The sequence below is a fragment of the Stenotrophomonas sp. TD3 genome (genome assembly GCF_001939825.1).
Classification (GTDB): domain Bacteria; phylum Pseudomonadota; class Gammaproteobacteria; order Xanthomonadales; family Xanthomonadaceae; genus Stenotrophomonas.
On the sequence record NZ_MOYM01000001.1, the window covers coordinates 1,131,526 to 1,144,320 of the forward strand.

Here is a 12,795-nt window from a genome sequence, read left to right on the forward strand (position 1 = left end):
TGCTGGCAAAAAATCCCCTGCACGCTAGCGTTCAGGGGGCGGCAAGTCCAGTGCGCATGGTCACCGCCGGCCCTGGCCCACCCGGCCGCCCGACCGGTGCGGCAAGGCCAACCGGCCGATCCCGCAAAGCCGCGCAGCGCCTGCCGCAAAAAGGGGACGGAGGGGATTAAGTCGTATTTGTCATAAGCGCCGTGATCCGGCCCCTGCCCTTCTATAATCGCGCCCTTTCCGCTGTCCCCGCCGTCGATGACCGTTGCCGCTACCGCCTCCGACGACTTCCTGGGCCACCCCAAGGGCGTCTATGTCTGCTTCTTCACCGAAATGTGGGAGCGCTTCTCCTTCTACGGCATGAAGGCGCTGCTGCTGCTGTACCTGACCAAGTACCACCTGTTCGGCGACAAGGCAGGGCTGGACCTGCTTGGCGCCTACGGCGGCCTGGTGTACTGCATCCCGGTGTTCGGCGGCATGCTGGCCGACCGCTGGCTGGGCATGCGCCGGGCGGTGCTGTTCGGCGGCATCCTGCTGGTGCTCGGGCACCTTGGCATGGCCTTCGAAGGCCACGCGGCGTACCGGGTGAACGGCGAAGTGGTGCGCGACACCTCGGCGCTGGCGGTGACCTACCTGTCGCTGGCCCTGATCATCATGGGCGTGGGCTTCCTGAAACCGAACATCTCCACCATCGTCGGCAAGCTGTACGCCAAGGACGATCCGCGCCGCGATTCGGGCTTCTCGCTGTTCTACGCCGGCATCAACCTCGGCGCGCTGTTCTCGTCGCTGGTGTGTGGCTTCCTCGGCGAGGCGTATGGCTGGAAATACGGTTTCGGCGCGGCCGGCATCGGCATGCTGGCCGGCCTGGCAATGTTCCTGTGGGGCCAGAAGTACCTGCAGGGCCACGCCGAGCCGCCGCAACCGGCGGCGCTGAAGCAGAAGGTGCTGGGCCTGCCGCGCGAATGGCTCATCTATCTGTGCGCGGTGCTCGGCGTGCTGCCGGTGGCGTGGCTGATGTGGGCTGCCGGCAATGGTGCGTTCGCGCTGGGCGGCGAAATCAGCCTGGCGCTGATGCTGATGCTGGTGGTGCTGGGCGGCGTGCTGGTCTGGTTCGCCTGGTTCACCGGCAGCAAGTGCACGCCGGTGCAGCGCCAGCAGATGATCGCGCTGATGGTGCTGATCTTCATGGCGCTGGTGTTCTTCACGATGTACGAGCAGTCGTATGGCTCGTGGGTGACCTTCACCGACCGCCTGCTGACCAAGGACATCGTGCCTGCGCTGGTGATCACCGGCGGTACGCCGCTGCCGTGGTCGATCATCTCGCTGCTGCTGGCACCGCTGGGCTTCGTGGTCAGCGCGCGCCTGTCCGAACGGCGCCCGGGTTCGGCCGCACCGCGCACGTTCTTCGCCGCCATCGTCGTGCTGATGCTGGTGCTGCTGGTGCGCGACTGCCTGGTGATTCCGCAGACTGCCGGCTCGCTGACCTACCTCGGCGGCCTGTTCCTGGTGCTGCTGGCGCCAGCCTTCGCCGCACTGTGGACGTGGATGGACCGTCGCGGCTGGGAGCCGGGCAAGCCTGTGAAGTCAGCCTGGGGCCTGGTGATCGGCGCGCTGTCGTTCGTGCCGCTGGCGCTGGCGGCGCAGCAGGTCGGCGCCACCGGTGAGATGGCCAGCGTGTGGTGGCTGGTGCTGGCCTACTTCCTGCTGGCCAGCGGCGAGATGTGCCTGTCGCCGGTCGGCCTGTCGGCAGTGACCCAGCTGGCCGTGCCGCGGGTGATGAGCCTGATGATGGGCACCTGGTTCCTGGCCACCGCGTTCTCGGAAACGCTGGCCGCGCTGTTCGGCAAGCTGGCCGCGATCGAGGTGCCGGAAGGCGAATCGCTGGACATGGTGGCCGCGGCCGGCGCCTATGCGCACCTGTTCTGGCTGCTGATGTGGATCGGGCTGGGCTGCGCGTTGGCCGCCTTCATCGCTGCGCCGCTGCTGAAGCGGATGATGCACGGGGTCAAGTAAACCCCGCGCATGCGGAAAACCAGGGCGGCGGAAGGATCATCCGCCGCCCTGTCAGTTCAGGGCGCCTTGTCCTTGCCGGCCGCAGGTGCGGCCGTGGCGGTCTTGCCCCCCAGGCTGCGCGCCAGGAACGCCAGCAGCTTGTCGTAGTACTCGCTGCGATGGGCCTCGGTGTAGAAACCGTGGCCTTCGGTCTTGTAGTACAGGCTCTCCACCGGCGTGCCGGCACGCTTGAGCGCCGCTTCCATGCGCTCGGTGTGCTGGATCGGCGCGCGCTTGTCTTCGCCACCGGCCGCGAGGAACACCGGCACCTTGATCCGCTCGGCCAGGTTCACCGGCGACACCGCGCCCAGCTTGGCCGGATCCCCCAGCCATTCGCGCAGGTAGGTCACGCCTGAACCGCGGTCCTGGATGTCGCCACGGGTGTACATCATCGGCAGGTCGTAGACGCCGACATAACCGGCCGCGCACTGGTACAACCCGGGCTCGCGGGCGGCCCCCATCATCGCCGAGTAGGCTCCGTAGCTAGCGCCATAGATGCAGATGCGACGGCCGTCGGCGATGCCTTCGCTGATCGCCCAGCGGGTGGCATCGGTGACGTCGTCCTGCATCGCCGCGCCCCACTGCTGCGCACCGGCCTGGGTGTGGGCCCGGCCGTAGTTGCCCGAACCGCGGAAGTTGACCTGCAGTACGGCATAACCGGCGGCGGCCAGCATCTGCGTTTCGCGGTCGTACTGGCCGGAATCGAAGATGTCGAACGGGCCACCATGCGGCATTACCACCATCGGCAGGTTACGCCCGTCGCTGCCGGCCGGCAGGGTCAGGAAGCCATGCAGCGGCAGCCCGTCGCGGGCCTTCAGTGCAATCGGCTTCACGCTGGCGCTGCGGTCCACGTCGATCCAGTCGCTGCGGCTGATCAGGTGGTCAGCCTTGCGCGCCACCGTGTCGTACACGTAGAAATCGCCGGGATTGGTGCCTGACCAGGTTTCCACCAGCACGACACGGCCATCGCGGGTGCTGGAGGTGATGTAGACCGCGCCACCGAAGGCGGCTTCCAGACTGCGATACAGGCGTGCCTCCGGCGACTTCTCGTCGAAGAAACGGGTACGCGGCGTATCGCCCAGATACAGCGCGCCCACCGGCACATGGGTGCCAGGCCGATGGATGATGCGGTACGGATTGACCACCTCGTCACGCAGCAGGGTGGCGCGTTCGCCGGTCTGCGGATTCCAGCTGACGATCGCATCCGGCCCCTGGGTCTGCTCGACATTGAGATAGGCCAGGTTGTCATCGGCCGAGAAGCCGAGGGCGGTTTCGATGCGCTTGCTGACCGCCTCGTCGTTGATCAGCTTCCAGCTGTCACCGCTGCGGTCGCGGAAGTACAGCTTGTTGACGTTGTCGCTGCCCGAGCCGTGCACGAAGCGGACCTCGCCCGCGCCGTCGGTGGTGAACTCGCCGCGCCGTACCGGTGAGGACGCCACCCGCGAGCGACGGCCACTGGTCACATCCATGCGATCGACGCGGGTGAACGGATCCTCGGCCAGCGGCCACACAGTGACCAGCACGTTGCGCTCGTCGCCCGGCAGGTCGTCGGCCAGGAAGGCGGCCACTGCTTCGACCTTCTTCGGCTGGATGCGGGTTCCCGGGCCGTTGCTCTCCACGCGGTAGCCCACCAGCAGTTCGCCGCGATTGCCGTTGGCATCGATGGCATAGAGTTCGCCGGTGGGATTGGGCTGGTCGAGCGAGCCCCACTTCTGGGCCAGGCCGATCAGCAGGCGCTCATTGCTGACCCAGTCGAATTCCTGCGCGTGGTTGCGGCTGGGTGGCCGGAAACCACCGACCATCTGCTTGTCCTTCAACCGCAGCACGGCGATCGCGGTGGTGTCCTCCATCGGCACCGTTGCCGCCACGTACTCGCCCCCCGGCGAAATCTTGATGTCGGTGAAGGTCTCGCGACGCAGGTACTGCGTCAGGTCCACCGCCCCCACGCTGCCTGCGGCAACGCCCCCGATGACGGCCAGTGCGGCCGCCAGAATCGTCTTGTGCATCCTTCCCCTGCTCCTGTGGACACCTTGTCCTGGTGGACGATTCTAGGCAGGGCCGTACGTTTCCCGCCAGAGCCGGAAAAGACGACGGCACCGTTGCCGGTGCCGTCGTTGCCACTACCTTGGAGAGAGAGTCAGGACGTGGGTTCGGGGGGCGTGCGCCGGGTCAGTGGACCCCGCGCACCGCCAACATGAGGGCCAGGATGCTGAGGATCACGGCGATGGTGCCGTCGAGCACGCGCCAGGTGCTGGGCTTGGTGAACAGCGGCGCCAGCAGGCGCGCGCCGAGGCCCTGCGCGGTCAGCCACAGGCAGCTGGCAGTGACCACGCCAGCGGCGAAGGCCATGCGGGCGTTGCCGAAGTTCTCGGCGATGGAGCCGATCACCATCATGTCCAGCCAGAAGTGCGGATTGATCAGCGAGAAGCCGACCGCGGCCATCAGCACCGCGCGGCGGCTGCCGTCGTCGCTGTCAGCCTCGCCCATGCCACCGCCACCGGCGATCGCACGGCGTGCCGACTTCATCGCATACCAGGCCAGGAACGCGACACCGGTCCACAGCACGGCGGTGGTCAGCCACGGCAGCGCCGAAGTGAGCGTGCGCAGGCCGGCCACGCTGGCAAAGATGAAGATGGCATCGATGGCCGCGCAGGTGGCGACCACCGGCACGATGTGCTTGCGCAGGATGCCCTGGCGCAGAATGAAGGCGCTCTGGGCCCCGACCACGGCGAACAGGCCGATGCCGGTGGCTGCACCAGAGAACCAGGCACCGAGGCCGGTGCTGGCGGAGATGACCGAGAACATGGGATTCACTGCCTTGTATTGCTGGGGGGACGGTGCCTCGCGAAGGCGGACAGCACCGGAACGAGCGCCATTGTCGCGCCGCAACATGAAAAAGACGAGCTAAACTTCCTAAACCAACATTAGCGGAACTTAATTCGATGCGTATCGACCATGCCCAGCTGCGCGCCCTGGCCGCAGTGATCCGCGAAGGCAGCTTCGACCGCGCCGCACACTCGCTGAATGTCACGCCCTCGGCCATCTCGCAGCGGGTCAAGGCGCTGGAGGACCGGATCGGGCGCCTGCTGGTCAAGCGCGGCACCCCGGCCACCGCCACCGCCGAGGGCCAGCTGCTGGTGCAGCTGGCCGAGCAGACCGCCCTGCTCGAACACGATGCGCTGCACCGGATGGGCCTGGCCGACGAAGACCTGCCCCAGGCCAGCATCCCGGTGGCGGTGAACCACGACAGCCTGGAAACCTGGTTCCCGCACGCCGCCGCGCAGTTCGCGCAGGGCACAGGCACCACGCTGGACCTGCGCGTGGAAGACCAGGACCACACCGTCGAACTGCTGCGCCAGGGCACGGTGCTGGGTGCGGTGACCACGCTGGACGAGCCGGTGCAGGGCTGCCAGATCCACGCGCTGGGCAGCATCCGTTACGCGGCGACCTGTACCCCCGAGTTCCGCGAGCGCCACTTCGCCAAGGGCGTGACCGCACAGGCGCTGGCGCAGGCACCGGTGCTGGTGTTCAACCGCAAGGACGAAATGCAGTCGCGCTTCGCCCGGCGCATGGCCGGCGACGACCTGCCGAGCACCGCGCCGACCTGGTGGATTCCCTCCACCCGCGCCTTCGTGCAGGCCAACCTGGGCGGCATGGGCTGGACCATGAATCCCCTGCCGCTGGTCAAGCGGCACCTGGACGCGGGCCGCCTGGTCTACGTACGCCAGCGCGCGTGGGAAGACGTGCCGCTGTACTGGCAGCACTGGAAGGGCGACGTGCAGACCATGGCCCTGCTGACCCGCGCGGTGCTGGATGCTTCCTCGGCACTGATCCGGCGCAAGCGCTGACCCATGGCGCAGAAAGGGGACGGAGGGGATTAAGTCGTTCAAGGCCAATACGACATCCAAGGCAAATACGGCTTAATCCCCTCCGTCCCCTTTTTCGGGGCTCCATCGGATCTCCATCGAGCCTACACACCGGGTCCATGCGCGATGCGGATACTGGCGGGCCGACCATTACAAGGATGTCCGGCATGCCCGTGTACCTGCGCGACGCCCGCCCCGACGATGCCGCCGCCTGCATCGACCTGCGCGGGCGCACCCGCGAGAATGCCTTCAATGCGGCGCAGCTGGCGGAACTGGGCATCACCGTGGACAGCTGGGCGGCCGGCATCGCCCATGGCGATTCGATCGGCCGCATCGCCTGGGAGGGTGAGCGCATGGTCGGCTACTGCTTCGCCGACCACGACAGCGGCGAGGTGCTGGTGCTGGCGCTGCTGCCGGAGTACGAGGGCCGCGGCATCGGCCGCCAGCTGCTGCAGGAAGTGGTCAGCCTGACCCGCGATGCCGGCCACCGGCGCCTGTTCCTGGCCTGCTCGGCCGACCCGCGTTCGCGCTCGCATGGCTTCTACCGCCGCCTGGGCTGGCGTCCGACCGGCGAGATCGATGAGGCCGGTGACGAGATCCTCGAGCTGGTCTGAGCCGGGCGTGGTCCCGGCGCTTCGCGTGACGGTGCCGAGAAACGTCGGATGCTGCGTTGCATCAAAAACGGACCGGATCCGGTTAGAATCGCGGATGGATGCTGCAAGGCGTTGTTTCTTCACGCCCTTTCCCTGCCCCATGCGCATCCTGAACTCCTCCCCTCCGCCAACGATCCCGCCCCCATGAAGAAATTTGGCAAGGCCCTGCTCGCCCTGCTCGTGCTGCTGTTGCTGGCCGCCGCGCTGTTCCTGTACTGGCCGCTGACCCAGCGTTCGGTGCCCGCCGCCAGCAACGACAAGCCCGTCGATGTTGTGCCGGTCGGCGCCGGCATCATGAGCATCACCCTGGCCACCTACCTGCAGGAACTGCAGCCGGACTGGAACATCCAGGTCTACGAACGCCTCGACGGCGTCGCCGGCGAAAGCTCCGACGGCTGGAACAACGCCGGCACCGGCCATTCGGCGTTCGCCGAACTGAACTACACCCCGGAACTGCCCGACGGCAGCATCGAGACCAAGCGCGCGGTCGGCATCGCCGAATCGTTCGAGGTTTCGCGCCAGTTCTGGTCGCACCAGGTGAAGGAAGGCCGGCTGAGCCAGCCCAGCGACTTCATCAACCCGACCCCGCACATGAGCTTCGTCTGGGGCGATGACAACATCGCCTACCTGCACAAGCGCCAGCAGGCCCTGGTGAAGAACCCGCTGTTCTACGGCATGCAGTACTCCGAGGATCCGGCACAGATCAAGCAGTGGGCGCCGCTGCTGATGGAAGGCCGTGACCCGAAGCAGAAGGTCGCCGCGACCTGGATGCCGCTCGGCACCGACGTCAACTTCGGTGTGATCACCCGCCAGCTGACCACCGGCCTGCAGCGCAGCCCGAACTTCAGCCTGCACCTCAACCATGAGGTGAGCGCGCTGCGGCAGAACGCCGACAAGAGCTGGAACGTGACGGTGAAGGACCTGAAGGCCGGCACCGAGACCACCACCCACACCCGCTTCGTGTTCATCGGTGCCGGTGGCGCCGCGCTGAAACTGCTGCAGATGTCGGGCATTCCGGAATCGAAGGACTACGCCGGCTTCCCGGTCGGTGGCCAGTTCCTCGCCTTCCAGGGCCAGGACGTGACCTCGCGCCATGGCGTGAAGGCCTACGGCATGGCCGAGACCGGCTCGCCGCCGATGTCGGTGCCGCACCTGGATGCGCGCAAGCTGGACGGCAAGCCGGTGGTCCTGTTCGGGCCGTTCGCGCTGTACAGCACCAAGTTCCTCAAGCACGGCTCGTGGTGGGACCTGTACTCCTCGGTCACCCACAACAACGTCGGCCCGATGCTGGAAGTGGGCAAGGACAACCTGGACCTGGTGCAGTACCTGATGGGCCAGGCACGCTTGAACGATGCCGACCGCCAGGCCGAACTGGTCAAGTACTTCCCCAATGCCAAGCCGGGCGACTGGAAGCTGGTCACCGCCGGCCAGCGCGTGCAGATCATCAAGCGTGATCCGCTGAAGGGCCCGGTGCTGCAGTTCGGTACCGAGATCGTGACCGACAAGGACCACACCATCGCCGCCCTGCTCGGCGCGTCGCCGGGTGCGTCGACCTCGCCGCCGATCATGCTGGACCTGATGGCCAAGGCCTTCCCGGACCAGATGAAGGCCGGCTGGGAAACCCGCCTGCGCGAGATCGTGCCGTCGTACGGGCGCAAGCTCAACGACAGCGCCGCGCTGGTGAACGAGATCCGCACGCTGACCAGCCAGACCCTGCACCTGCCGTACCTGGAGGTGCCGGTGGACGCCAATGCGGCGGCTCCTGCCCCGGCGGTAGTGCCTGCAGCGGTTCCGGCACCGGCCAAGGAAAAGCGCAATGCCAACGAGGAACTGCAGGCGCTGTAAGCCCGCGCGTTCCTTTCGATGCAGACGGACGGCCACCTTCGGGTGGCCGTTTGTTTTTGTGCGAGGTGGGTCGGATCCCTACCCGCACTGGAGGGCTCTGACCTGCGCTTGGGCGCCGATGATGGGGTCAGCGCCCATTGCCTGCGGCAACGGGATCCGACCCCGGCCCGCCACTGCTCTGCGCCGGGAAGCCCCTGTGCAATTACGCGAATTGTAATGTTGTTAAGAATTATTTACATTTGCATCCTGCGCAGTGACCGCGCCTCTCCCCAGATGGACCTGACCGTGCCCGAAGCCGCCGCCCCGGGTGCTGGACGACTGTTGCCGCCCTCCTCGCCTCCACGTTTCGAGCCCACCATGTCCCTGACCTTCCGTACCTGCCTGCCCCGCCGCGCGCTGCTGCCGGCCGCCCTGCTTTCGTCGCTGGCCCTGCTGGCCACGCCCAGCGCGTTCGCTGCCGCCGATGGCGCGGCCGACGCCAAGACCCTGGACCGGGTCAGCGTGCGTGCCGATCAGTCGGCGCCGCCGGCCAGTACCACGCGCCTGCCGATCACCCTGCAGGAAACCCCGCAGTCGGCCACCGCGATCAGCCTGCAGCGCCTGCAGGACGAATCACTGTTCAGCATCAACGATGTGATGCGCAACGTCACCGGCGTCAGCGTGTCCTTCTATGACACGCAGCGCCCGCTGTACTACGCGCGTGGCTTTGCCATCACCGACTTCCAGGTCGATGGCATTCCCACCTACAGCGGCTCCACCAACCAGGAGTACGACACCGCCTTCTACGACCGCATCGAAGTGATCCGCGGTGCCAACGGCCTGCTCAGCGGCGCCGGCGTGCCGTCGGCCACGGTCAACCTGCTGCGCAAGCGCCCGGGCAAGGAATTCGACGCGTCGTTCGCGGTCAGCGCCGGCAGTTGGGACTACCGCCGCATGGAGGCCGATGTAACCGCGCCACTGACCGATGACGGCCGCTTCCGCAGCCGCGTGGTCGCCGCCTACACCGACCGCGGGCTGTATTACGACCGCTACAAGGAAAACAAGATGGCCGGCATGGCGGTGCTGGAGGGCGATGTCACCGACAGCACCACGGTCACCGTCGGCTACCAGACCCAGGACAACAACCCGACCGGTTCGACCTGGGGCACCGTGGCGTTCTTCGACAACCAGGGCAACTTCGCCCATCTGGCGCGCTCGACCAACCTGTCGCCGAAGTGGAGCTACTGGAAGCGCGAGAGCAGCACCGCGTTCGCCAACCTGGAACAGCGTTTCGGCGACAACTGGCTGCTGAAGATCAACACCGCCTACACCCGCGGCAACGTGCAGAACGTGCGCCTGTACGGCACCGGCAACCCGGACCCGGTGACCGGCTCGGGCATCTACCTGCGTGCCGCTGCCGGTGATTCGAAGGACACCCGCCGCAATGTCGATGCCTACCTGACCGGCAGCTTCCCGCTGTTCGGCCGCGACCACGACCTCACCGTCGGCGCGCAGTGGTCGGACCTGGAAGGCACCACCAACACCCTGGCACTGAACTTCCCGGGCGACTGGGCAACCTGCGGGCGTGAGCGCTGCTACTACATCCCCAACGTGTTCAACTGGAACGGCGACATCTCCGAGGTGACCTACACCCGTACCGGTGCACGCCGCGTGGCCAAGACCACGCAGAGCGGCGTCTACCTGGCCACCCGCCTGCGCCTGGCCGATCCGCTGTCGCTGATTGCCGGTGCGCGCCTGAGCCGCTGGGAAACGCTCAGCCGCTCGTACAACGCCGCCGGCGTCTACACCGGCACCAGCGGTGCCTACAAGGTGAGCGATGAAGTCACCCCGTACGTGGGCCTGGTCTACGAGATCACGCCGAACGTGTCGGCCTATGCCAGCTACACCGAGATCTTCAATCCGCAGAACTACAAGGACCGCAACGAGAACCTGCTGGCGCCGGTACAGGGTTCGAACCTGGAAGCGGGCATCAAGACGCAGTGGTTCAATGGCCGCCTGACGGCCAATGCGGCGGTGTTCGAAGCCAAGCAGGACAACTACGCCGTGCGCGACATGAGCGTGCCGGAAGGCACGCTCAGTGATGGCAGCTCGGCCTACATCGGCATCAACGGCACCAAGGCGCGCGGCTGGGAGATGGACGTCAACGGCGAGATCCTGCCGGGCTGGACGGTCAATGCCGGCTACACCCACGTCAAGGTGACCCGCGCCGCCACCGACCTGCTGTACGCCAATCCGCCCGAGGACCTGCTGCAACTCAACACCCAGCTGCAGCTGCGCGGCGCATTCAAGCGCCTGAGCATCGGCGGTGGCGTGCAGTGGCAGAGCAAGGTGCAGGGCTACAACATCGCCTACCCGCTGGGAGGCACGGTGACGGTGAACCAGCCGGCCTACTCACTGGTGCAGTTCAACGCCAACTACCGCATCAGCGACAACTGGACCGCGACCCTGAGCGTGCGCAACGCGCTGGACAAGACCTACTGGGCCAACCTGGACTACAACAACTTCGGCGAGCCGCGCTTCGTGTCGGCCAGCCTGCGCTGGAAGTTCTGAGCGACCCGCGACCCGGTGGGTGCCTGGTGGGTGCCGACCGTTGGTCGGCACGCCCTCCGCCACGACCCACGGTCGTGGCCTATCTGAATGGGCCCGCCTCCGCGCGGGCCCTTTCATTTGCTGCAGCGCGGGTTGCACGGCCATCATAATTATGCCGTAATTATTTCGACGCCAATCGGAAGCCGGTCGATGAACCCGAGCTGGGATACGTTGGAACGCAGCCGCCAGGCCCGCCTGCAACGGGCCGCGCCGTGGGCCCGGGGCCGCGAGGTGGCTGCCAGCGACGTCGGCGAACTGCTGCATGCGCTGCTGGAACCCGGCGACAAGGTCTGCCTGGAGGGCAACAACCAGAAGCAGGCCGATTTCCTCGCCCAGGCCCTGGCCGACCTTGACCCGGCGCGGGTGCATGACCTGCACATGGTGCAGTCGGTGCTGTCGCTGCCCTCGCACCTGGACGTGTTCGAGCGCGGCATCGCCTCGAAACTGGACTTCTCGTTCTCCGGCCCGCAATCGGTGCGTCTGGCCAACCTGGTGGCCGAGGGCCGCATCCAGATCGGTGCCATCCACACCTACCTGGAGCTGTTCGGCCGCTACTTCATCGACCTGACCCCACGCGTGGCCCTGGTCGCAGCACAGGCCGCAGATCGGCACGGCAACCTGTACACCGGGCCGAATACCGAAGACACCCCGGTGATCGTCGAGGCCACGGCGTTTGGTGGTGGCATCGTCATCGCCCAGGTCAACGAGATCGTCGACACCCTCCCCCGCGTCGATATTCCTGCGGACTGGATCAACTTCGTGGTGCAGGCGCCGAAGCCGAACCACATCGAACCGCTGTTCACCCGCGACCCGGCGCAGATCTCCGAGATCCAGGTGCTGATGGCGATGATGGCGATCAAGGGCATCTACGCCGAATACGGCGTGAACCGCCTCAACCATGGCATCGGCTTCGACACCGCCGCCATCGAACTGCTGCTGCCGACCTACGCCGAATCGCTCGGGTTGAAGGGAAAGATCTGCCAGCACTGGGCGCTCAACCCACACCCGGCGCTGATTCCGGCGATCGAATCGGGCTTCGTCAAGTCGGTGCATTCGTTCGGTTCCGAACTGGGCATGGAGAAGTACATCGCCGCGCGCAGCGATGTGTTCTTCACCGGCGCCGATGGCTCGATGCGCTCCAACCGCGCGTTCTCGCAGACCGCCGGCCTGTATGCGTGTGACATGTTCATCGGCTCCACCCTGCAGATCGACCTGCAGGGCAACAGTTCCACTGCCACCCGCGACCGCATCGCCGGCTTCGGTGGCGCGCCGAACATGGGCTCGGATGCACGCGGCCGCCGCCACGCCAGCGACGCCTGGATCAAGGCCGGCCAGCAGGCCGCGCGCCCAGGTGAGATGCCGCGTGGCCGCAAGCTGGTGGTGCAGATGGTGGAAACCTTCCGCGAGCACATGGCACCGGCCTTCGTCGAACGCCTGGATGCCTGGGAACTGGCCGAACGCGCGGACATGCCGCTGCCGCCGGTGATGATCTACGGGGACGACGTCAGCCATGTGCTGACCGAGGAAGGCATCGCCAACCTGCTGTTGTGCCGCAGCCCGGAAGAACGCGAACAGGCGATCCGCGGCGTGTCCGGCTATACCGCCGTGGGCCTGGGACGCGACCGCGCGATGGTGGAGAACCTGCGCGACCGCGGCGTCATCCGCCGCCCGGATGACCTGGGCATATCCGTGCGCGATGCCAGCCGTGACCTGCTGGCGGCACGTTCGGTGAAGGATCTGGTGCGCTGGTCCGGCGGCCTGTACGACCCGCCCAAGCGCTTCCGCAACTGGTAAGGGGCTGA

The 12,795-nt window shown here is 66.8% G+C and carries 8 protein-coding genes; 6 read left to right on the plus strand and 2 right to left on the minus strand.

Features of this window, described 5'->3' with window-relative positions; genetic code table 11:
- The first annotated feature begins 246 nt into the window (after positions 1-246).
- A complete protein-coding gene (locus tag BKE09_RS05320; protein ID WP_075675063.1) occupies positions 247-2,001 on the plus strand; it encodes an oligopeptide:H+ symporter in 1,755 nt (584 codons plus the stop codon).
- Positions 2,002-2,057: 56 nt separating this feature from the next.
- Here the strand turns inward: BKE09_RS05320 and BKE09_RS05325 are convergent, their stop codons facing one another.
- Both BKE09_RS05325 and BKE09_RS05330 read right to left on the minus strand, forming a co-directional pair.
- The gene (locus BKE09_RS05325; RefSeq protein WP_075675064.1) at positions 2,058-4,046 is read right to left on the minus strand and encodes a prolyl oligopeptidase family serine peptidase; all 1,989 of its coding nucleotides are present in this window, start codon (positions 4,044-4,046) and stop codon (positions 2,058-2,060) included.
- A gap of 163 nt (positions 4,047-4,209) precedes the next feature.
- On the minus strand, positions 4,210-4,845 hold the full coding sequence (locus tag BKE09_RS05330; protein WP_005415673.1) for a LysE family transporter: 636 nt from the start codon (positions 4,843-4,845) through the stop codon (positions 4,210-4,212).
- A gap of 137 nt (positions 4,846-4,982) precedes the next feature.
- Between BKE09_RS05330 and BKE09_RS05335 the strand changes: the two genes are divergently transcribed.
- The 5 genes from BKE09_RS05335 to mdcA all read left to right on the plus strand — a co-directional run bounded on the left by BKE09_RS05335 (position 4,983) and on the right by mdcA (position 12,787).
- Positions 4,983-5,888, plus strand: a complete 906-nt coding sequence (locus BKE09_RS05335; protein ID WP_075675065.1) for a LysR family transcriptional regulator ArgP — start codon at positions 4,983-4,985, stop codon at positions 5,886-5,888.
- 185 nt (positions 5,889-6,073) lie between these two features.
- Positions 6,074-6,520, plus strand: a complete 447-nt coding sequence (locus BKE09_RS05340) for a GNAT family N-acetyltransferase (RefSeq protein WP_075675066.1) — start codon at positions 6,074-6,076, stop codon at positions 6,518-6,520.
- Positions 6,521-6,703: 183 nt separating this feature from the next.
- Positions 6,704-8,404: a malate dehydrogenase (quinone) gene (mqo, locus tag BKE09_RS05345; protein ID WP_075675067.1), complete on the plus strand. Its 1,701-nt coding sequence runs from the start codon at positions 6,704-6,706 to the stop codon at positions 8,402-8,404.
- Between the two features lie 357 nt (positions 8,405-8,761).
- The gene (locus BKE09_RS05350; RefSeq protein ID WP_075676584.1) at positions 8,762-10,954 is read left to right on the plus strand and encodes a TonB-dependent siderophore receptor; all 2,193 of its coding nucleotides are present in this window, start codon (positions 8,762-8,764) and stop codon (positions 10,952-10,954) included.
- A gap of 189 nt (positions 10,955-11,143) precedes the next feature.
- Complete coding sequence (gene mdcA / locus BKE09_RS05355; protein ID WP_075675068.1) at positions 11,144-12,787, plus strand: malonate decarboxylase subunit alpha; 1,644 nt, start codon at positions 11,144-11,146, stop codon at positions 12,785-12,787.
- The last annotated feature ends 8 nt before the right edge of the window (positions 12,788-12,795 follow it).

Bases quoted from the DNA above. Each gene is read 5' to 3' on its own strand.
- BKE09_RS05320 (WP_075675063.1), top strand. From the start codon at position 247: ATGACCGTTGCCGCTACCGCCTCCGACGACTTCCTGGGCCACCCCAAG.
- BKE09_RS05325 (WP_075675064.1), bottom strand. From the start codon at position 4,046: ATGCACAAGACGATTCTGGCGGCCGCACTGGCCGTCATCGGGGGCGTT.
- BKE09_RS05330 (WP_005415673.1), bottom strand. From the start codon at position 4,845: ATGTTCTCGGTCATCTCCGCCAGCACCGGCCTCGGTGCCTGGTTCTCT.
- BKE09_RS05335 (WP_075675065.1), top strand. From the start codon at position 4,983: ATGCGTATCGACCATGCCCAGCTGCGCGCCCTGGCCGCAGTGATCCGC.
- BKE09_RS05340 (WP_075675066.1), top strand. From the start codon at position 6,074: ATGCCCGTGTACCTGCGCGACGCCCGCCCCGACGATGCCGCCGCCTGC.
- mqo (WP_075675067.1), top strand. From the start codon at position 6,704: ATGAAGAAATTTGGCAAGGCCCTGCTCGCCCTGCTCGTGCTGCTGTTG.
- BKE09_RS05350 (WP_075676584.1), top strand. From the start codon at position 8,762: ATGTCCCTGACCTTCCGTACCTGCCTGCCCCGCCGCGCGCTGCTGCCG.
- mdcA (WP_075675068.1), top strand. From the start codon at position 11,144: ATGAACCCGAGCTGGGATACGTTGGAACGCAGCCGCCAGGCCCGCCTG.